The sequence below is a fragment of the Streptomyces sp. NPDC014801 genome, assembly GCF_043082085.1.
GTDB lineage: Bacteria > Actinomycetota > Actinomycetes > Streptomycetales > Streptomycetaceae > Streptomyces.
Genome location: NZ_JBIBXG010000016.1, coordinates 212089 through 232963 on the forward strand (window position 1 = coordinate 212089; position 20875 = coordinate 232963).

Sequence of the window (20875 nt, forward strand, 5' to 3'; positions counted from 1 at the left end):
GGGTTCACGGCCGGACCGATGCGGCGCGGAAGACCCCGTGGTCGGCACCGTGGACCACGGACACCGCGTCCACTCCCAGCACATCACATCGGAAAGCGCGGACAGCATGACCGACATCATCGCAGGGGTGGAAATCCCCGACACCGCGGCCGTGGCGCAGGCCACGAGCTTCCTGCGGGAAAAGACCTCGCCCCTGCTCTTCCACCATTCCCGGCGGGTGTTCCTCTTCGGTTCCCTGCACGCGCGCGAGCAGGGGCTGCGGCCCGATCCGGAGCTGCTGTACGTCTCGGCGATGTTCCACGACGCGGGACTGGTCGTCCCGTACTCCGACACCGAACAGCGCTTCGAGCTGGACGGCGCCGATCACGCGCGGAGGTTCCTGCTGGAGCGCGGATTCCCCGAGAGCGCCGCCGAGGTGGTCTGGTCGGCGATCGCCCTGCACACCACGCCCGGCATTCCGGGCCGGATGGGTCCGGAGATCGCCGCGACGAACCTGGGCGTGCTGACCGACGCGATCGGCTGGGGACTGGACCGGCTGGACGGCGACCGGGTGGACGAGGTCGTCGCCGCTCATCCGCGCGGGGAATTCAAGCGGGAATTCCTGCGAGCGTTCGTCGACGGCCTCAAGGACCGTCCGGACACGACGTACGGGACGGTCAACGCGGATGTCCTGGAGCATTTCGTCCCCGGATTCCGCCGCCCCTCCATGGTCGAGCGGGTCCTGCACTCCCCCTGGCCGCAGTGATCCCGCGGCACCCATCTCTGTCATCACATTCACGGAAGGAAACATCGTGCGAGCCATCACTGTCCGGGACCGCGAAGCCGGAATCGACGGGCTGACCCTGGAAGACCTCCCCCACCCGCACGCCTCCGAGAACGACGTCGTCGTCCGGGTGCATGCCGCGGGCTTCACCCGGGGCGAGCTCGACTGGCCCGCGACCTGGACCGACCGCGCCGGCCGCGACCGCACCCCGAGCGTGCCCGGGCACGAGGTGTCGGGCGTCGTCACGGAACTCGGGTACGGCACCACCGGCCTCACCGTCGGGCAGCGCGTCTTCGGACCGACCGACTGGACCCGCGACGGCTCGCTCGCCGAGTACGTCGCCGTGGAGGCCCGCAACCTCGCCCCGCTGCCCGCCGACATCGACCACACGGTGGCCGCCGCCCTGCCGATCTCCGGGCTGACCGCCTGGCAGGGCCTGTTCGACCACGCCCGGCTCACCACCGGTCAGAGCGTCCTCGTCCACGGCGCTGCCGGCGGAGTCGGCTCGCTCGCCGTCCAGCTGGCCCGCGAGGCGGGAGCCCATGTGGTCGGCACCGGCCGCACCGCCGACCGGGACGTCGTGCTGGGCCTCGGCGCGCACGCGTTCCTCGACCTGGAGACGGACCGGTGGCAGGACTCCGGCCAGGTCGACGTGGTCTTCGACGTCATCGGCGGCGAGATCCTCGACCGTTCGGCCGCGCTCGTCCGCCCCGGCGGAACCCTCGTCACCATCGCCCACCCGCCCACCGTGCGCCCCGCCGACGGGCACGCCGTCTTCTTCGTCGTGGAACCCGACCGCGTCCGCCTGGCCGACCTCGCCCGGCGACTGCGCGACAGCCGTCTCGAGGTCCGCGTCGGAGCCGTCCACACGCTGGACGAGGCAGCCACCGTCTTCGCGGCTCGCCGGCGCGTGAACGGCCGCACGATCATCCGCGTCACGGAGGACTGAGGGACCGGGACTCCCACTCGTCCGTACGGCCGGCCCGCGAAGGAGCGGCTGTCCGGCCGTACCGGGACGGTGCCGTCCGCGGCTCCCGCCGGCCCGCCGGCCCGCCGGGAGCCTGCCGGCCTGCCTCATCCCCGTCCCGTTGCCGGGACCGACCCCGCACACGTGGCACGGCCGAAGCCCCCGGTGGCGGTGGCGCTCTGCACATGGCGCCCGCCGACGGCGACCGCGCAGCGCGCCCGGCCCCCCTCGGCGCCGAGCACGACGCCGACCACCGGTGTCCTGCCCAGCGGCACCCGCACCGTCGTGCGCCACGGCAGGGCCGCCGCCGTGACCACGGCGGCCTTTCCCCCCTCACCGTGGGCCTGGTAGGTGATGTCGGCCGTGCCGGTGCCGGTCACCTCGTACGTCACCTCCACGCTCGCCACGGCGGGCCGCTTCCCCGGGTCGGCGTCCTGCGGCGAGAGCACGCCGTACAGGAGCAGGGCCCCGCACGCCGCGAGCGCCACGGCGGCCGTCCACAGAGCCGCCCGCAGGGGCCGAACGCCCCGCCGTGGCATGACCTTTCCGCCGGTGAGGTGCTTCTCGCCGGGCTCTCGAACAGCGCCGGTGTCCGGTTCCGTGACATCACCCATGTGGTTCCCCCAGCCGTGACAGAGCCTCAGCGTCTGACTGCCGGGCGGTTATACACGACGGTGGCGGCGCGTGGCGAGCGAGAGAGCCTTTCGGGCAAGCGGGAACTCCCGGACGCATCCGCCCACCACGGTCGGACTTTACGCTCCCTTTGACTTTGACCGAAAGACGCTGCCCGGTGCGCTGCCGCCGTCGGCCGGTCCGGGGCCGCTTCCCGGGAGAGCCGCCGCCACGCACCCCGGGTTGGTCATGAGCATGGCCGGAAAGCGTCCGCCGAGGACTCGGCAACGGTCTGCCGAGGACGCCGGCAAAGTCCAGGTCACAGCCCAACGCTGCCTGTTCTCCGGGTAATTGAGCAATTCATCCACTTGGTTGACAGGTTGAGGACCCGCTCGGGTACAACTTCGCGCCGCCCGTCCGCCGTCCGGCGGACGGCTCTGGTTCCTGCGAAGGGAAACCGATGCACAGACCGAGAGCCGCGAGGCTCCTGGCCATGAGCGTGGCACTGGCGGTCGTCGCCACCGTCGCGCCCACGACACCCGCGTTCGCCGCGCCACCCGACATCGGACGGCTCGCCGACGGACTCAGCGGTCTCTTCGGCGGCGACGAGGGCGGTGAGAAGGCGAAGCCGCCGAAGCTCCCCGACACCGACGTCCCCGGCAACGACCACCTCGCCAAGAGCAGGGCCGCCGCCAAGCCGCAGCGGGTCAGGGAGCTCACCGACCGCAGAACACCCCACGCCCGCTACTGGCAGCTGGCCGACGGCCGCGTCCAGGCCGAGGTCTCCGCCGCCCCGACCGCCTACCCGGCCGGCACGGGCAAGGACCGCACGTGGAAGGCCATCGACACCGCGGTCACCGGCACCGACCGCGAGGGCTTCGAGAAGGCCAACACCACCAATCTCGCCCGCACCTACTTCGGCAGCCGCCCCGGCGAGCTGGTCCGCTTCGAACTCGACGCGGGCCACTGGGTCTCCCTGGGTCTGAAGGGCACAACCGCCAAGAAGCTGACCCCGCGGGTCGACGGCTCGACCGTCACCTACCGGGACGCCTTCGCCAAGGGCGTCGACCTCACCTACACGGTGGGCAACGGCACGGTGAAGGAAGGCATCGTCCTGCGCGACCGGCCGCGGGGCGCCCCCTCGTTCGACTTCACGCTCACCACACACGGCCTGAAGGCCACGGCGGAGAAGAACGGCGGCATCTCGCTCCACGGCGAGAACGCCGGACCCGACCGCCCCGACCTGGTCATCCCGGCCCCGTACATGACGGACGCCCGGCCCGACGCCGAGTCCCCGTACGGCACGGCCGGCACCGACGCCGTGCGCCAGGTGCTGACGGGGAAGGACGGCTCCTACGCGGTGAGCCTGCGGCCGGACGCCGCGTGGCTGGCCGCTCCCGAGCGCCGCTACCCGGTCGTGGTCGACCCGACCATCGCCATCGCACCTACCCCGTCCCAGTCCGAGGACGTCATGATCTCCTCGGACGACCCGGCCGCGAACCACGACGGCAGCTGGCGTCTGTCCGTCGGCAACACCAGCACCGGCACCACGCGCGCGCTGCTGCGCTTCGGCCTGTCCGGCATCCCCGCCGGCACCCGGCTGGACTCCGCCGAGCTGAAGCTCTACTACGACCAGACGCACACCACCGGCGCCGACGAGGTCCAGCTGGAGGCGCACCGGGCCACCGGCGCCTGGAGCGAGTCCCAGGCCACCTGGAACAACGCCCAGGGGCTGACCGGTGAGCTGTCCGGCACCTCCGTCCAGGTCGACGACGGCGACGCGGGCACCACCGCCGCCAAGGGCGCCTGGCCGGCGTCGGCCAACACGGCGTACACCCAGTACGCGGTGGGCCAGGACTACCGGTACAACAAGGACGCCACCGCCGGTGACACCTACACCTGGCAGCCGGGCCTCCCCGAGGACGGCTCCTACCAGGTCGACGTGCACTACGTCCCGGCCTCCGACCGCGCGACCAGCGCCCCGTACACGGTCTCCTACGACGGCGGCAGCAAGACCTACACGGTCAACCAGCAGGCCGGCAGCGGCGGTGTGTGGAAGACGCTGGGCAGCCACCCGTTCAAGGCGGGCACGACCGGCAAGGTCGTCCTCGGCGACGGGCCCGCCTCGACGTCCACCGCCGTCCTCGCCGACGCGGTCCGCTTCACCAAGGGCGGCGTGGTCACCAAGAAGGCCGACGAGTCCAACACCTGGCACAGCTTCGCCGTGACGAAGACCGTGCAGCAGTGGCTCGACGGCACCTACGCCAACAACGGCTTCGTGGTGAAGGCGGCCGACGAGTCCGCGGGCGGCCCCAAGGGCGGACCGCGGTACGAGGCCTCCGAGTACGCCTACAAGGGCGAAGTCGCCAACTACCCGAAGCTGGTGCTGACCTGGGGCCGGCAGGGCGTCGAGGTCGACTCCCCTCGCGTCGTCCACGCCACGGGCGCCGAGCTGAGCTGGCCGGCGTACACCGACCCGTCGGCCGCGCCGGACGACGACATCGTCGAGTACCAGGTCCACCGCAGCGTGTTCCAGCACTTCACGCCGTCCTCGCAGACGCTGGTCTCGCCGGTCGCCAAGGACACGCGGTCCTACACCGACACCACGGCGACACCGACCCCGGCGGACTCCGCCGACCCGCTCGGCAACGCCTACTACTACATGGTCGCGGTCAAGACCCGCGACGGACAGGTCCTGCCCTCCGCGACGCAGCTGGTGCGGCTGCCCAAGGCGGGCCGCACGACGGTCGTGCTGCAGAGCGGGCAGAACGACACCACCCTGTCCTCCACCGAACCGGCCACCGGGCACGACGCCCTCAACGAGTCGGGCATCGCCCGCTCCTGGCTGTCGGTGGGCAACAACTCCGCCACCTACGGCACCACCCGCGCGCTGCTGAACTTCCCGGGCGTGCGCGACATCCCGGCCGGCGCTCGCGTCCTGGACGCGCAGCTGGACCTGTGGGGCTTCACGACCACGACCGGAACCGCCGGCGCGGTCTACGAGGCGCACGGGCTGACCCGGGACTTCGACGAGGCCACCGCGTCCTGGACCAAGGCGGACGCGACCACCGCGTGGACCGCGCCCGGCGGTGACCTGGACGCCGCCGTGTCCGACACCGTCGGCACGGTCACCAACGACCCGGCGCGGCAGAGCTGGTCGCTGACCTCGCTCGCGCAGAGCTGGGTGGCCGACCCGGCGAGCAACCACGGCGTGGCGCTCAAGCTGCGGGACGAGTCGTCGGCCGGCCCGCAGGAGCGGACGCTGTTCCTCTCCTCGGAGGCCGAGGAGCCGCAGCTGCGGCCGCAACTGGTCGTCACGTATCTCGACAAGTCGACGGAGACCACGTACTTCGCGCCCTACACCCCCGCGCGGATGATCCCGGGCGACGAGTACACGGTCGACGTCACGCTCACCAACACCACCACGGGCATCTGGCGCAAGGGCGAGCGGGAGCTGTCGTACACCTGGTCGCTGCCCGACGGCACCGACGCCACCACCGGCGGCAACCAGCTGTCGACGCCGCTGGCCGCCGACGTGCTGCCCGGTGACGCGATCACCGTGCCGGCGAAGCTGAAGGCTCCCATCAACTCCGACTCGGGCAACAAGCGCCTCGAGTACGTCCTGAAGTGGGACCTGAAGAACACCGCCAACGGCACGTGGCTGTCCGCCACCGACGGCATCGCGCCGCTCGCACAGAACGTCCGCACCGAGGACCCGACGTCCGACCAGCTCGGCATGGAGGACTTCTACTCCTACGCCGGCAAGAACACGGGCGCCGGCTCGTCGCTGATGACGAACCTGTACGCGGGCAACACCGTCTGGCAGTACAACGCGTTCAACAACCCCGGGCGGGGCCTGGCCACGTTCGCACGGTTCGCGTACAACTCGCAGGACACCTCCGACACGGTGCTCGGCGCGGGCTGGTCGGCGCAGGCCGCGATGCCGCTGCGGCTGGGCGCGGCGCTGGACTTCCACCCCAACCCCCGCCCGACCGAGGTGACGCTGCCCGACGGCGACGGCACCGCGCACGTCTTCCGCAAGCAGGACGACGGCACCTGGCGGGCCCCGGCGGGCGTGCACTACCTGCTGCGGCAGGGCGCCGGCGTGGACTGCGTGCCGAACAAGGACGGCGACCCGCGCGCCTGGTCGCTCACCCGGCCGGACCGCACCCAGTTCTTCTTCGACTGCGACGGCTATCTGACGTCGGTCGTCGACAAGAACGGCAACACGCAGACGTACACGTACGCCGAGCGCAAGTCGAACAACAAGCCGGTCAAGTTCCTCACCTACATCGAGGACCCGGCCCGCCGGCAGTCGCTCACCGTCACGTACTGGACGAAGGCCGACACCAACAACCCGAAGATCATCGACCATGTCCGGTCGATGAGTGACATCTCCGGCCGCACCCTGACGTTCGACTACTCCGACAAGGGTCTGCTGACCACCCTCACCGACGGTGCGGGCAGCAGCCAGCCCAAGGTGTTCCGCTTCACCTACGACGCCACCCAGGGCAACAAGAACGTCAAGCTGGTCACGGTCACCGACCCGCGGGGGAACGCGACCTCGCTCGACTACTACTACCCGAGCGAGGGCGACGACCCGAAGTTCCACTGGAACACCCAGTCCCTCACCGACCGGCTCGGCGGCACCACCGGCTACGCCTACGCCGACCCGGACGGCACCGCGGGCTCGGTGATCGAGACGACGGTGACGGACGCCGAGAACCACCGAACCGTCCAGACCCTCGACGGCTACGGACGTCCCACCGAGATCACCAACGCCAAGTCGGAGACGACGAAGCTGGCGTGGGACACCGACAACAACGTCACGCGGCTGGAGGAGGCCAACGGGGCCGTCACCACCTTCGCGTTCGACCCCAGGACCGGCTACCCGCTGGAGCAGAAGGACCCCGAGGCCAACAAGAACGGCACGCCGGGCCAGACCTTCACCTACAGCACGGGTCTGGACGGCTATGTCGCCGACCTCTTCGAGAAGAAGTCCCCGGAGGGACGCACCTACCGCTTCGGCTACGACACCCTCGGCAACCTGACCTCGGTCACCGACCCCAAGGGTGTCGCCACGGCCGCGGAGGGCGACTACACCTCCCGCACCGCGTACGACTCCTACGGCCAGGTCACCCAGGAGACCGACGCCAACGGGCACGCCACCCGCTACGGCGACTACGACCCGGTCGGCTTCCCCGAGACCATCACCGACGCGCTGTCGAACGACTCGCACTTCGCCTACGACGTGCGCGGCAACGTCACGAAGGTGATCAACGCCAAGGGCGCCGAGGTCACCCAGGCCTATGACGCCTTCGGCCGGCCACTGGAGAAGAAGGAGCCCGTCAGGCAGGCGGCGAACGACTTCCTTCTCACGCCCGCCCCGGTCTACGACGCCAACGACAACATCACCCGGGTGACCGCGCCCAACGGAGCGGTGTCCACGTCGGTGTACGACAAGGCCGACCAGGTCGTGGAGAGCGTCGACCCCGGTGACGAGGCGACCGACCCGGGCCGCAAGACGACGACCACCTACGACAAGGTCGGCAACGTCCTCACGGTCACCGGCCCGCAGGGCAACCTGACGCCCGAGGCCGGTGACTTCACCGCCACCACGCGCTACGACGCGGTGTACCAGCCGGTCGAGATGACGGACGCCGAGGGCCACAAGGCCACCGTGGAGTACGACTCCGTCGGCAACGTCACCAAGGTCGTGGACCCGCGCAAGAACGCCACCGCCGACCCCGACGACTACACCACCCGCTACGAGTACGACCTCAACCACCGGGTGAAGCGCACCATCGACGCCCTCCAGCGGGCCACCTCGGTCCGCTACGACAAGGACGGCCTGCAGATCGGGCAGACCGACGCCGAGGGCAACGAGACGCTCGCCACGTACGACGAGCGCGGCGACCTGGTGGAGTCCAGGGTCCCGGTGAGCGAGAACGGCTCCGGGAACATCACCTACCGCACCACCCGCTACGAGTACGACCAGGTCGGCAACCGGACGAGGACGATCACCCCGCGTGGCGTCGCCACCACCGACGACACCACGGACTTCGCCTCGGAGACCGTCTACGACGAGCTGAACCGGGTCAAGGAGGAGCGCTCGCCGTTCGACAAGGACGACGCCCGCTACTCCTCCCCGGACGCGACGTACTACTCCTACGACTCGGTCGGCAACCTCGAGTCGGTGTCCGCGCCGCCGTCGGACGGCCAGACGGTCCGCAACGTCACCCGGTACACGTACTACGACAACGGCTGGACCCGGACGTCCACGGACCCGTGGGACATCACCACGTCCTACGAGTACAACAAGCTCGGCCAGCAGACGAAGAACACGCTGACCTCGGCGGGCGGTTCCCAGCAGCGCACGATGACCTGGGACTACTACCTGTCGGGCAACCAGAAGGCCCGCGCCGACGACGGCATCCCCGTCGGCCGGCAGGTCGTCCTGGTCGACAGCTCGGACTTCAACAACACCGCGATCCAGGGCACCTGGTCGCACACCCAGGCCGAGCAGCAGTACGGCTACGACACCTACTCGCACCCCGCCGGCACCGGCGCGGCCTCGCTGTCCTGGCAGCTCACCATCCCGCAGGACGGCACCTACGAGGTCTTCGTCCGCCACCCGCGGATGACCGGCGCGGCCACCGACGCGAAGTTCACCATCGACCACGACGGCGGCAGCGCGACGAAGACCGTCGACCAGACGCAGCGCGCCGGTGAGTGGATCTCGCTGGGTTCGTACGCGTTCGTCGAGGACGGCCCGCAGAAGGTCACCCTGACCGACGCGGCCGACGGCACGGTCCTCGCCGACACGGTGAAGCTGGTGCGCTCCAACTCCGGTGACACGGACGACGAGAGGAAGGACTTCACCTACAAGTACAACGCCAACGGCAACATGGTCGAGGTCCAGGACCACTCGCCGGGCGCGAAGATCGACACGTACCGGATCGCCTACGACGGTCTCAACCAGATCAGCAAGGTCGAGGAACTCGCCGGCGGCACGGTGAAGAACACCACCGCGCTGACCTACGACGAGAACGGCAACCCCGTCACCTCGCAGCACGACCTGACCTGGTCGAAGATCGACTACGACGAGCGCGACCTGGTCCGGAAGGTGACCAACGCCGACTCGCCGACGGCGGGCAACCAGCAGATCACCACGATGACCTACACGGGGCGCGGTCAGCTGCTGAAGCAGACCAAGCCCAACGGCAACACGCTCGACCTGACCTACTACCTGGACGGCTCGGTCAAAAACTCCACCGAGAAGACGTCCGGCGGGACGGTGGTCGCGCAGCACGACCTGGAGTACTCGCCCAACGGGCACCGCTCCAAGGACGTGCTCAAGCTGATGAACGCCGACGACAACTCGGCGTACATCAACAACACCTACACCTTCGACTACGACCCGCAGGACCGGATCGCCAAGGTCACCAAGGCCGGTGACGACCCGTCCGGCGAGTCCTACACCTACGACCGCAACAGCAACATCGTCGAGCAGACGGTCGACGACGTCACCACCACCCAGCACTACGACCGCAACCGGCTGCTGTCGGCGACGTCGCAGGGTGTCACGTCCACCTACAACTACGACCCGCTGGGCCGGCTCGACACGGTCAGCACCGGCGGCCAGACCGCCGAGAAGTACTACTACGACGGCTTCGACCGCACGGTGAAGGTGCGGGCCGGCACCGGCGCGGCCGCGAAGACGACGTCGTACGTCTTCGACCCCTTCGACCGGACGGTCTCCCAGACCACCTCCGGCACCGAGGGGAAGACCACCGCCTTCACCTACCTCGGGCTCGACACCACGCTGCTGCGCGAGACGGTCGACGGCAAGGCCGACAAGGACTACCAGTACCTCGCCGGCGGGCAGCGGGCCACGCAGATCAAGCACAAGGACGGCAGCGAGGAGTACTCGCAGTACGTCACCAGTCCCCGGGGCGACGTCGAGGCGATCACCAAGGAGGACGGCAAGACCCGCGCCACGTACGGCTACACGGCCTACGGCAGCGACGACACGTCGCAGATGACCGGTGAGGACAAGCCGGGCACCGGCACCGAGGACAAGGACGCGTACAACGCGTTCCGGTTCAACTCCTCGCGCTGGGACGGCTCCTCGGGCACGTACGACATGGGCTTCCGCAACTACGACCCGGGGCTGAACCGCTTCCTGACCCGGGACGCCTACAGCGGTGCCCTCGCCGACATGTCCCTGGCCACCGACCCGTTCACCGGCAACCGGTACGCCTTCGGCGGCGGCAACCCGATCAGCTTCGTCGAGCTCGACGGGCACCTGTTCGGGCTCTCCCTGTCGGACATCGGGCACGCCGCGCTCGACGTGGTCGGCATGGTGCCGGTCGTCGGCGAGGTCGCGGACGTCGCCAACGGCATCTGGTACGCGGCCGAGGGCAACTACGTCGACGCCGCTCTCTCGCTCACCTCGGCGATCCCGCTGGTGGGCTACGGGGCGACGGCGGTCAAGGCCGGCAAGTACGCCAAGAAGGGCCTGGAGGCCGCCGACACGGCCAACGACGTCCGCAAGGCGGCCAACCGCACCGAGGACGCCGTCGACGCGGCGAACGACGCCCGCAAGGTGGACGCGCCGACGACCAAGTCGCCGGACAAGCCCGACGCGAAGACCTGCAAGACCAACAGCTTCCTGCCCGGCACCCAGGTCGTCCTCGCGGACGGCAGCACCACCGCCATCGAGAAGCTGAAGGTCGGCGACCAGGTCGTGGCCACGGACCCGGAGACCGGGGACACCGAGGCGCGGTACGTCACCGACGCCCGCAGCCACCAGGGCGAGAAGGACCTCGTCACCCTGACCATCGACCCCGACGGCAAGGACGGCAAGGCCAAGGCGCTGAAGCTGACGTCGACGGCCGCGCACCTGTACTGGCTGCCGGACTACGGCCGCTGGGCCGAGGCCGGCGACCTGAAGTCGGGCATGTGGCTGCAGACCGCGGCCGGCACCTGGGTCCAGATCACCGCGGTCGACACCGCGCACCGCTCGGCGCGCGTCTACAACCTGTCGGTCGAGGGTGTCCACACCTACTACGTGGGCCAGGGCCACACCGCCGTCCTGGTCCACAACTGTGGCTACGAGAACGAGGCGATCGCCGCGCAGAAGCGTGCCGACGACCTCAAGAAGCAGTGGGGCAAGGGCCACGACTACTCGACGGTCGCCGTGGTCGGTGTCCGGCACAAGGTCACCGGCGAGATCACCGAGAAGGTGTCGCTGGCCGGCGGCAAGAACATCACGGAGGTCGGTCAGAACGTCCTCAAGAAGGGCGAGGACTTCGTCCAGGGCCAGGCCGTGCCCGGCCGGCTGACGCCGAAGGGCAAGCAGGCCTACGAGCACGCCGAGGAGGCCGTGTTCAACTGGGTGAAGAAGAACCCGGACTACGAGGTGGTCTACGGCGGCACGTCCAGGAACGTCTGCAAGGGCGTCTGCGCTCCCCTGGTGCAGAAGACCCTGAACCTGGGCGGGAAGACCTTCCGGGGCGCGTCCGACAAGACGCGGTTCCGGATGTTCTGGCTCACCACGCGGTACTAGTCACCCGCTGACGCACGTCACAGAGCGGCCCGCCGGTGGCAACCGGCGGGCCGCGCCGCGTCAGCCCTCGTCCGTCAGGTTCCAGAGGTGGAGGAAGGCGCGGTCCTCGGAGACCGTGTACCAGCTGCCGTCGCCCGCCGGCCGGGCCGGTCCGGCGACCGGCTGCGGGTAGGAGATCTCGCCGCGCAGGGTCATGCCGGCGGTGTCCACCAGCCAGTGGCGGGCCGGGCCGTGTCCCGCGTCGCTGCCCGAGGTGCCGGCGACGACGGTGTCCTCGTCGACGAAGGCGGCCGCCATGTCCCAGTACACCCGTCCCCCGCCGGCGTGTCCGGGCACGGTGCCGTCCGCGTCCAGGTCGCGCAGGATCGCGCCGTCCCCGGTCGCGTGGAGGTAGAGCGCGTCCTGCTGTACGTCGGTGGCGAGCAGGTGCCGGCCCGACGGGCTGACGTCCAGCAGGACGGTCTCGTCGTCGATCTTCGCAACGGTCAGCCGGCGTCCGTCCCAGCGGCCCCACAGCGCCGGGGAGCCCTCCTCGCCCTCGCCGACGCTCAGCCCCATCTGCGCCGGATCGGGGTGCGGCGTGTGGAAGGAACCCGAGGCGACCGTCCCGGTGGACGCGCGGCCCAGTACCCGGCCGTCGGCGGCGTCCAGGACGACCCACAGCTCGTCGTCCTCCGCGTCCTCGCCGTCGCCGGCGAGCGGGCCGCGCACATGCGCCCAGACCAGCTTGCCGTCGGTGGAGAACGCGGTGGACCCGCTGTCGGGACACCCGTGCTCGTCCTCGTCGTCGGCGTAGTCGGCGAACTCGCGGTGCAGCTCGGGGCATTCACCGCCCCAGCAGCCGTGCCGCAGCTCCCACAGGGTGGCACCGGAGGCGTCCACGCAGCGCACCGCGTGCACACCGGCGAACACGGCCGTGCCGCCGTCCGGGGAGACCGTCACGGTGCCGAAGCCACGCGGCCAGGGGGCGGGGAAGGACACCGTGTCGCCCGAGTCCGGGTCGAGCACGGCGAGTGCGGCGTCGGCGCGCTGCACGATCAGCCGGCGCCCGGCCCGGGCCAGGACCTCGGGGGCGTCCGCGGACCCCGGGTCCAGCGGGGCGGCGACGGTGGCGAGGAGACGAGCGGCGGTCACTGAGTCCTCCGGCGCGAGAGACGGGACGTGAACGCGTCCACCATACGGGGGTACGGCGGCGGGACCGGGCCGGATCCGGGACGGGCGGCGAGGGGGCGGCGTCAGCCCCGCGGCACCTCGACGACGACGGTGCCGCACACCTTGTCGGCGAAGGTCTGGTTCTTCTCGTCCCACAACGGCCACAGCCATCCGACCTGGCACGCCAGGGAGTCCAGGCCGTGAGCGATCTTCCGGACGAGCGCCATGCCGAAGCCGAGGTGTCGGCCGTCGGCCTCCCGCTGCACGCTGATGCCGAGCACCTTCTTGCCGAAGGACTGGCCGGTCGTGCCCTCCTTGTAGATCTGGAACAGGCCCATGCCGAGGGCGAGGACAACACCGCAGACGAAGAGGACGCCGGGCTCGTCCGGGTTGTCGCCGGTGGTGAGGTCGACCAGGCCCGAGGACGTACATCGGGCTCACGGTGATCACGACGTCCAGCAGGTAGGCGCCGACGCGTCGGCCCCAGTGCGCGAGTTGCGGCATGCCGAGGCCCGGCACACCGGGCGCCGCCGGGTGGCCGCCGTACGGCTGCTGTGGGGAGCCGTACCGCGGCGGCTGCCCGTACTGCTGCGGCACGCCTTGCGGAGCCTGGTGCGGGTGACCGTCGGCGGGCTGTCCCGGAGGCTGCTGCGGGCGTAGGGGTGGTACGGGACGCCAGAACTCACGGCGATCGGCCCTTCCGTCGGATGTCGGGGACGTGACGGCCCGGGCAGTGAACCTGCGCCGACAAGCGGTGGGCCCCCGCATGGCGCCGCCTTGCGCATGTCATGGTCGCCCCGAGATCAACTTGGTGTCCAGTCCCCCGGCGCTCCCCGGCAGGGTGCGCCGGCCGAAGGCGAGTCCGGACGCCGGTCAGTGAGCCCAGACGCCGGGACCGCCCGAGCGCCACTCGATCAGATCCGACTGCCGTACCCACACGTCGTCCACGTCGTCCATGCCCGCCAGGCGCAGGAACTCGACGATGTCCAGCACCCCGTACGCCATGCCCACGAACCGGTCGTTCACCCGCACCCGCCGGCCGCCGTCGGCAGCGGGCGGGTAGATCACGATGGGCCGCGCAGTCGTCATGCCCCCAGCCTTCCGCCGACGTGCGCGGCACGCACGGTGGACTGCGCCGGCAGAGGCCCCGCCGCGCCCGGGCTCAGGGCTGGACGGCGCCGTCCGGTGAGCACTCCATCTGCTTCTGGCTGGGGATCGCGCCGCAGACCGTCACCGTCTCGGCCGGCGTCTCGGCGGACACGGCGAGCATCTTGGTGTACGTGTCCTGGTCGATGCGGATCGTCGCCGTCTGCTCCAGCTCGGTCCGGTCCTTGATCGTGACGGTGTCGCCGACCGCGCCGTTCTCGATGCGCCCCCACACCGACTGGCAGGCCGCGCTGTAGCGGAGCTCGATGTGCATGCCGCGCAGCCACGTCTGGCGGGCCGTGACGGCGTCCCACTGGCAGTCCATCGCCTGGGGGTCGCGCCCGATGCAGGTGTCGCTCCGGCAGCCCGCGGTGACCTTCTCGGCCGCCGACGCGGTCCCCACGCCGTCGCCGGGTGCCGCCTGCTCGGTCGTGGTGGCGGCGCCGGGCCCGGCCTCGGGCAGGGAGATCGTGAAGAGGAGACCGGTCGCCAGGGAACCCATCAGGGCTCCGGCGGCGATGTATCCGGCGACCGCGAACCCGCGCCGCCGGCCGTCCGTGACACCCCGCGCCGCCTCGGACGGGGTCGTCATCGGCTCCGGCCCGGCCTCGGCGGCCCTCACCGCGACCGGCGTGCCGTCGGTGGGCGGGGCGGGGACCGCGGGGCTCTCGGTGGCGGTGGCACCGTCCAACAGCGCGAGCAGCGGGGCCGCGTCCTCCCCCGCGACGGCGGCGAGTTGCTCGACGGCGGCCCTGGTGGGCAGCTGCTTGCCGTTGAGGAAGCGTTCCCAGGAGGAGCGGCTGTAGTGGGTGCGGTCGGCCAGTCGCTCGAAGCTGAGGCGCGACGCCGCCTTGAGGCGTCTCAGCTCCTCGGTCAGCCGTTCTCTCGCGTCCTCGGCTCTTGCCTGTTCCGCCACGTGACGAACCCCCCGTATCCCCCTGCGCGCGGCAGCCTCCTGCTCGCCGTGGCGCATCCTAAGCGAGCCGGAGGGCGTCCCCTCACCTTCCTCGGACGGCGTGTCATGTAGCGGGCGCAGTGCCCCTCACCAGGGCCTGGGACGTCCCGGGCGTCTCCGGGACGTCCCAGGGACGGTCCCCGGAGCCCTCCGGTCGCCGCCGGATCACGGGAGCGGACTTCCGGCGGCCGTCTCCGGGACATCTCTGACGCTCCTGGGACGCGCCGGGCCGGGCCACGATGGCCGGGCAACGCCGAGCCGTCCCCCTCCGAGGAGCCCGTCCATGTCCCGTACCGTCAAAGGCCTCAGCGCCCTCACCGTGGCGCTGGTCGCCGCCGGCACCCTGCTCACCGCCACCCCTGCGCAGGCCGGGGAGTACCTGAGCCCCTGCATCGGCGCCGTCGGGTCGCGCTACTCGCCGAACGGGTGGCTCATCCCGGCGAAGAACTTCTCGTACGGGTCGTCGGGCACGTGCGTGAAGGAGATCCAGTTCGACATCGCCTCGACGATCGGCATCGACCCGGCCGACTGGAACAACGGCGCCTTCGTCGACGGCCAGTGGGGGCCGGTCACCGAGAAGTACGTGCGCCGCTTCCAGAGCCAGAGCGGACTGGACGCCGACGGCGTGGTCGGCCCGCGCACCTGGGAGTCCCTGGTCTCCCGCACCACGGACTGACCGCACCCCGTCTTCCTCCCCCACCACCGACACAGGAGAACCCGCTCATGAGAATGTCCTCCACCGCCGCCAAGATCCTCTCCGTGGGCGCCGCTTCCGCAGCCCTGGTCGTCGGGCTCACCGGCAGCGCGAACGCCGCCGCCTACGACTACCAGGACCCGATCTCCTCCGGCTGCGCGAACACGGCCACGACGGCGAGGTCGACCGCCGTCTACGTCGGCAGCACCCGTGTGGGCACGATCGAACTGCGCTACAGCACCGGGTGCCGGACCGTCTGGGCCCGGGTCACGTCCACGGGGCCCTACGGCGACGCCTCCGTCACCCGTACGTCGGACTGGGAGTGGGACCACTGCGACACCCTGTCGTACAGCTCCTCCCTGGGCGCGTACTCGTGCTACACGAACATGCTGAACGACGCGGGCGTCGAGTCCTACGCGCAGGGCTCCGCCTCGCTGTCCAACGGCTACCGGTCGGACATGTACACCACCGGCCGCTACTGACCGGTCGCGCGGCAGCGGGGTGGCGGTCCCGGGACCGCCACCCCGCTGCCGTCGACCCCCCGGGTGATCTTCCGGGGCCGTTCGGCCACCTGGTCTCTTCTTTTCCGGCCGCCTGCGATGGTGCCTTCCGGTCTGCCGCCACCATTTCTCCCCGGTGAATAGCCGGGCGGTTCAGCGCGGCCCATTCCTTTTCTTCCCGCCTCTGCCATGCGGGGGTGCTCTGCGTGTTTCATGGCGGTGTGGTCAGCGGTGCGCGACCATACGGACGCGGCACGGCGCACATTCCGCCGGTGGGCGTCATGCCGCGCCGAGTGTGCGGTCGACGTGCTCGATACCGGCCAAAAGAATGACGTCACGAGCAGCGATCAGCAGAAGGAACATCGAGACAGGAAGAAGGACGGGCATGTCCGGCAGCGAAAGCGAGAACCCCGCAATCCCTTCCCCGACGCCCACGCCGACCCGACGGCCCAGGACGAACCGGGACTGGTGGCCGAACCAGCTGGACCTTCAGGTTCTTCACCAGCACTCGCCCCACGCCGATCCGATGGACGAGGACTTCGACTACGCGAAGGAGTTCGCGACCCTCGATGTCGAAGCGCTGAAGCGTGACGTCTTCGAGGTGATGACGACGTCCCAGGACTGGTGGCCCGCCGACTACGGCCACTACGGGCCGCTCTTCATCCGGATGAGCTGGCACGCGGCGGGAACGTACCGTATCGCCGACGGCCGGGGCGGCGGCGGCAGCGGCGCCCAGCGTTTCGCTCCCCTCAACAGCTGGCCGGACAACGCGAGCCTGGACAAGGCCCGCCGGCTGCTCTGGCCGGTCAAGCAGAAGTACGGCCGCAAAATCTCCTGGGCCGATCTCCTGGTGTTCGCCGGAAACTGCGCCATGGAATCCATGGGATTCAAGACGTTCGGGTTCGGTTTCGGACGGCAGGACATCTGGGAGCCCGAGGAAATCTTCTGGGGGCCGGAGGACACCTGGCTCGGCGACGAGCGCTACAGCGGCGACCGGGAACTCACCGGCCCCTTCGCCGCCGTACAGATGGGCCTGATCTACGTCAATCCTGAGGGGCCGAACGGCAACCCCGATCCGATGGCCGCGGCCCGGGACATTCGCGAGACGTTCGGGCGCATGGCGATGAACGACGAGGAGACGGTCGCGCTCATCGTCGGCGGCCACACCTTCGGCAAGTGCCACGGCGCGGTCGATCCCAGCTACATCGGCCCGGAGCCCGAGGCCGCCCCCATCGAGCAGCAGGGCCTCGGCTGGCGGAACACCTACGGCAGCGGCAAGGGCCCGCACGCGCTCACCAGCGGGCTGGAGGGCGCCTGGACCAACGAGCCGACCAAGTGGGACAACGGCTACCTGGACAACCTGTACGGGTACGAGTGGGAACTGACCCGCAGCCCCGCCGGCGCCCACCAGTGGACCCCCACGGATCCCGCGGCCCGGACCACCGTGCCCGACGCCCATGATCCGTCGAAGCGGCACGCGCCCATGATGCTGACGACGGACCTCGCGCTGAAGGTGGACCCGATCTACGGGCCGATCACGAAGCGGTTCCACGAGCACCCGGACGAGCTGGCGGTGGCGTTCGCCAAGGCGTGGTACAAGCTGCTGCACCGCGACATGGGTCCCGTCTCGCGCTACCTCGGCCCGTGGATCCCGGAGCCGCAGCTGTGGCAGGACCCGGTCCCGGACGTGGACCACGAACTGGTCGGGGAGGCGGACATCGCCGACCTGAAGGCCAGGGTCCTCGCCTCCGGCCTTCCCCCCGCGCAGCTCGTCACCACCGCGTGGGCATCGGCGGCGAGCTTCCGCGGCACCGACAAGCGCGGCGGCGCGAACGGGGCACGCATCCGGCTCGCGCCGCAGAAGGACTGGGAGCTCAACGCCGTCCCCGAGGTGACCGAGACGCTGCGGACGCTGGAGGGGATCCAGCAGGAGTTCAACGGCTCGCAGACCGGCGGGACGCGGATCTCCCTCGCCGACCTGATCGTCCTCGGCGGGTGCGCCGCCGTCGAGCAGGCCGCGAAGGACGCCGGGTACGCCGTCACGGTTCCCTTCGCGCCGGGGCGCACGGACGCCTCGCAGGAGCAGACCGACACCGAGTCGTTCGCGGTGCTGGAACCCAAGGCGGACGCGTTCCGCAACTACCTCCCGACGGGCGAGAAGCTGTCGCCGGAGACCCTGATGCTGGACCGCGCCAACATGCTGACGCTGACGGCCCCCGAGATGACGGTGCTGATCGGCGGCATGCGGGCGTTGAACACGGGCTACCAGGGCTGCGCACACGGCGTCTTCACCGACCGGCCCGGCGTCCTGACCAACGACTTCTTCGTCAACGTGCTCGACATGGGCACGGAGTGGAAGACGTCGGCCACGGACGAGAACGTGTACGAGGGCCGGGACCGGGCCACGGGCGAGCTCAAGTGGACCGCCACCGCGGTCGACCTCGTCTTCGGCGCGCACGCCCAGCTCCGGGCCATCTCGGAGGTCTACGCCGCCCAGGACGGGGGCGAGAAGTTCGTCCGTGACTTCGTGGCCGCCTGGAACAAGGTGATGAACCTCGACCGGTTCGATCTCGCCTGAGCCGCACGTCCCGGCCGGCCCGCACCGGCCGGCCGGGACAGCCGGCGCAACACCCGCGACCAGCGGAAAACCTGGCACCGTCGTCGGCTCCGGCGACGCGAGCACTGCGGCCGGAAGTCGTCGGCGCCGCCGGCCGGCGGATCTAGAGTCGGACCGTCACGTCGATGATCTCGGTGCGAGGGGGCGGCTGCGGTGGCGGACGAGCGGGTGGTCGTGGTGACCGGCGGCGGGACGGGCATCGGTGAGGCGACGGCCCGGCTGCTGCGCGAGCAGGGCCACAAGGTGGTCGTCTCCGGACGCCGGCCCGAGCCGCTGCGGCGCCTGGCGAAGGAGACCGGTGCGCTGGCGTTCCCCTCCGACGTCGGCGAACCGGCGGCAGCCGAAGACCTGGTGCAGGCAGCCGTCACCGCGTACGGACGGCTCGACGGGGTCGTGCTCAACGCGGGCATCGGGCGCGGGGGTTCCGTCGGGGACCTCACGCTGCAGGACTGGGACGAGGTGATGCGCACCAACGTCACCGGCCCGCTGTTGCTGCTGCGCGCGGCCCTTCCGCGGCTGCTGGAGTCCCGCGGGGCGGTGGTCGCGGTCGCCTCGGTCTCCGCCCTGCGCAACGGCACGAGCAACGCGCCCTACGCCACCTCCAAGGCGGCGCTGCTCCAGCTCTGCCGCTCCGTCGCCGTCGACTACGGCCGCCGCGGCATCCGCGCCAACATCGTGTGCCCGGGCTGGGTACGGACCGAGATGGCCGACCGGCGCATGGCGCGCTTCGCCGAGGAGGCCGGCCTGCCCGGCGGTGTCGAGGCCGGCTACCGGGAAGCGACCTCCTTCCTGCCGATGGGGCGGCCGGGCGAGCCGCGCGAGGTGGCGCAGACGATCGACTGGCTGCTGTCCCCCGCCGCTTCCTACGTCAACGGCGCGGTCCTCACCGTCGACGGCGGCACGACCGCACTCGACCCGGGGACCATGGGCTTCGACCACCACATCAGTGCACGCACCGCGGAGGCTCCCGACGCCGCCGGCTGAGTACCCGCAGGCGAGAGCCGTCCCGGTCGGGTACAGCGCACCGGATGGCCGATATACCCCCAATACGGCTGCGAAGCCGCAGAGTTGGCGGAATCGGAATGGCGGGAGCAAAGCAAGCCCTCCTAGCCTGGTGCCCGACCGCAAGCACTCCGTGATCAAGCAGCAGGGGGAACCATGAAGCTGTCATGGACAATGGTGCTGAGGAGCACGACGGTCCTCGGCGGCGCCGCGCTGCTGGCCGTGGCCACGGCCACGTCGGCGTCGGCGACGACCACCGCCACCCACGGTTCCGACCGCGCCCAGGCCACGCAGTACTCCATGCGTGCCTACGACGGCGAGTCGGACGGCAACGGCGTCTACGCGGACGCCTACCTCGCCAACGGGGCGCACGTCTCCCAGTGGGACGGCAACGGCGCCCACGGCGACTGGGGCCCCTGGGCCACCTACTCCTCGCAGATCAAGCAGTTCCGCGTCTGCGAGGACCACGTCGGCTGTTCCAGCTGGATCTACTGGCCCAGCTGAGCCGGCGGCACGCACGACGCACCTCGGGATGGCGCCGGGTTCTCCGGCGCCATCCCCGTGCGTCCGGCTCCACGTAGCGTTCACCCTCAGCCGTTGCAACGATCGAGCTTGCCGACGTTGCGTTAAACGCGAGACCACTGCAACGAAATACGTCATCCGGCCTGCAGCAATGCCTTTTTGGGGTCACAAGGTCGTTGCCCACCCATGGAATGCAACGTAGCTTTTCCATTGTTCGGCAACGACAAGTCACAAGCCTCAGGGAGAGCATGATGCACACCTTCGACACCCCCGCCCCGGTCTCCGCCGTCCTCGACGTCCCCGCCGGGCGGATCCAGTTCATCGCCGCGGAGCGCACCGACACCGTCGTCGAGATCCTGCCCGCCAACGCCTCC

12 protein-coding genes and 1 pseudogene are annotated in these 20875 nt (G+C 70.6%); 8 read left to right on the forward strand and 5 right to left on the reverse strand.

Annotated elements, in window-relative coordinates; all coding sequences use genetic code 11:
* The first annotated feature begins 106 nt into the window (after positions 1-106).
* On the forward strand, positions 107-745 hold the full coding sequence (locus tag ACF1AL_RS34620; protein ID WP_386415643.1) for an HD domain-containing protein: 639 nt from the start codon (positions 107-109) through the stop codon (positions 743-745).
* Positions 746-791: 46 nt separating this feature from the next.
* Positions 792-1712, forward strand: coding sequence for an NADP-dependent oxidoreductase (locus ACF1AL_RS34625; RefSeq protein WP_391777789.1), 921 nt, complete (start codon positions 792-794; stop codon positions 1710-1712).
* 125 nt (positions 1713-1837) lie between these two features.
* Here the strand turns inward: ACF1AL_RS34625 and ACF1AL_RS34630 are convergent, their stop codons facing one another.
* The gene (locus tag ACF1AL_RS34630) at positions 1838-2344 is read right to left on the reverse strand and encodes a hypothetical protein (protein ID WP_391777788.1); all 507 of its coding nucleotides are present in this window, start codon (positions 2342-2344) and stop codon (positions 1838-1840) included.
* 491 nt (positions 2345-2835) lie between these two features.
* Here ACF1AL_RS34630 and ACF1AL_RS34635 point away from each other — a divergent pair, with 491 nt between their 5' ends.
* Complete coding sequence (locus tag ACF1AL_RS34635; protein ID WP_391777787.1) at positions 2836-11913, forward strand: DNRLRE domain-containing protein; 9078 nt, start codon at positions 2836-2838, stop codon at positions 11911-11913.
* Between the two features lie 60 nt (positions 11914-11973).
* Here ACF1AL_RS34635 and ACF1AL_RS34640 read toward each other — a convergent pair whose 3' ends face one another.
* The 4 genes and pseudogenes from ACF1AL_RS34640 to ACF1AL_RS34655 form a co-directional block, all read right to left on the reverse strand.
* Positions 11974-13047 carry a hypothetical protein gene (locus tag ACF1AL_RS34640; protein ID WP_391777786.1) on the reverse strand — a complete coding sequence of 358 codons (1074 nt, stop codon included), beginning with the start codon at positions 13045-13047 and terminating at the stop codon, positions 11974-11976.
* A gap of 101 nt (positions 13048-13148) precedes the next feature.
* A pseudogene (locus tag ACF1AL_RS34645) lies at positions 13149-13731 on the reverse strand (RDD family protein); the annotation flags it as partial.
* A gap of 207 nt (positions 13732-13938) precedes the next feature.
* Complete coding sequence (locus ACF1AL_RS34650; RefSeq protein ID WP_384204961.1) at positions 13939-14154, reverse strand: hypothetical protein; 216 nt, start codon at positions 14152-14154, stop codon at positions 13939-13941.
* Between the two features lie 73 nt (positions 14155-14227).
* The gene (locus tag ACF1AL_RS34655; protein ID WP_391777785.1) at positions 14228-15127 is read right to left on the reverse strand and encodes a helix-turn-helix domain-containing protein; all 900 of its coding nucleotides are present in this window, start codon (positions 15125-15127) and stop codon (positions 14228-14230) included.
* A 322-nt stretch (positions 15128-15449) separates the two neighbouring features.
* On the opposite strand from ACF1AL_RS34655, the gene ACF1AL_RS34660 reads away from it, so the two are divergent.
* The 5 genes from ACF1AL_RS34660 to ACF1AL_RS34680 all read left to right on the forward strand — a co-directional run bounded on the left by ACF1AL_RS34660 (position 15450) and on the right by ACF1AL_RS34680 (position 20483).
* Positions 15450-15842: a peptidoglycan-binding protein gene (locus ACF1AL_RS34660; protein WP_391777784.1), complete on the forward strand. Its 393-nt coding sequence runs from the start codon at positions 15450-15452 to the stop codon at positions 15840-15842.
* A 47-nt stretch (positions 15843-15889) separates the two neighbouring features.
* Positions 15890-16342 (forward strand): DUF2690 domain-containing protein, encoded by a 453-nt coding sequence (locus ACF1AL_RS34665; protein ID WP_391777783.1) that lies wholly within the window; start codon positions 15890-15892, stop codon positions 16340-16342.
* Positions 16343-16745: 403 nt separating this feature from the next.
* Entirely contained in the window at positions 16746-18938 is a 2193-nt protein-coding gene (gene katG, locus ACF1AL_RS34670) for a catalase/peroxidase HPI (protein WP_391777782.1), read from the forward strand.
* A 192-nt stretch (positions 18939-19130) separates the two neighbouring features.
* Complete coding sequence (locus ACF1AL_RS34675; RefSeq protein ID WP_391698809.1) at positions 19131-19961, forward strand: SDR family NAD(P)-dependent oxidoreductase; 831 nt, start codon at positions 19131-19133, stop codon at positions 19959-19961.
* Between the two features lie 174 nt (positions 19962-20135).
* Positions 20136-20483: a hypothetical protein gene (locus ACF1AL_RS34680; RefSeq protein WP_391777781.1), complete on the forward strand. Its 348-nt coding sequence runs from the start codon at positions 20136-20138 to the stop codon at positions 20481-20483.
* The last annotated feature ends 392 nt before the right edge of the window (positions 20484-20875 follow it).

Coding starts and splice junctions, on each gene's coding strand:
- ACF1AL_RS34680 (WP_391777781.1), top strand. CDS start 20,136: ATGAAGCTGTCATGGACAATGGTGCTGAGGAGCACGACGGTCCTCGGC.
- ACF1AL_RS34635 (WP_391777787.1), top strand. CDS start 2,836: ATGAGCGTGGCACTGGCGGTCGTCGCCACCGTCGCGCCCACGACACCC.
- ACF1AL_RS34665 (WP_391777783.1), top strand. CDS start 15,890: ATGAGAATGTCCTCCACCGCCGCCAAGATCCTCTCCGTGGGCGCCGCT.
- ACF1AL_RS34650 (WP_384204961.1), bottom strand. CDS start 14,154: ATGACGACTGCGCGGCCCATCGTGATCTACCCGCCCGCTGCCGACGGC.
- ACF1AL_RS34630 (WP_391777788.1), bottom strand. CDS start 2,344: ATGGGTGATGTCACGGAACCGGACACCGGCGCTGTTCGAGAGCCCGGC.
- katG (WP_391777782.1), top strand. CDS start 16,746: ATGTCCGGCAGCGAAAGCGAGAACCCCGCAATCCCTTCCCCGACGCCC.
- ACF1AL_RS34660 (WP_391777784.1), top strand. CDS start 15,450: ATGTCCCGTACCGTCAAAGGCCTCAGCGCCCTCACCGTGGCGCTGGTC.
- ACF1AL_RS34620 (WP_386415643.1), top strand. CDS start 107: ATGACCGACATCATCGCAGGGGTGGAAATCCCCGACACCGCGGCCGTG.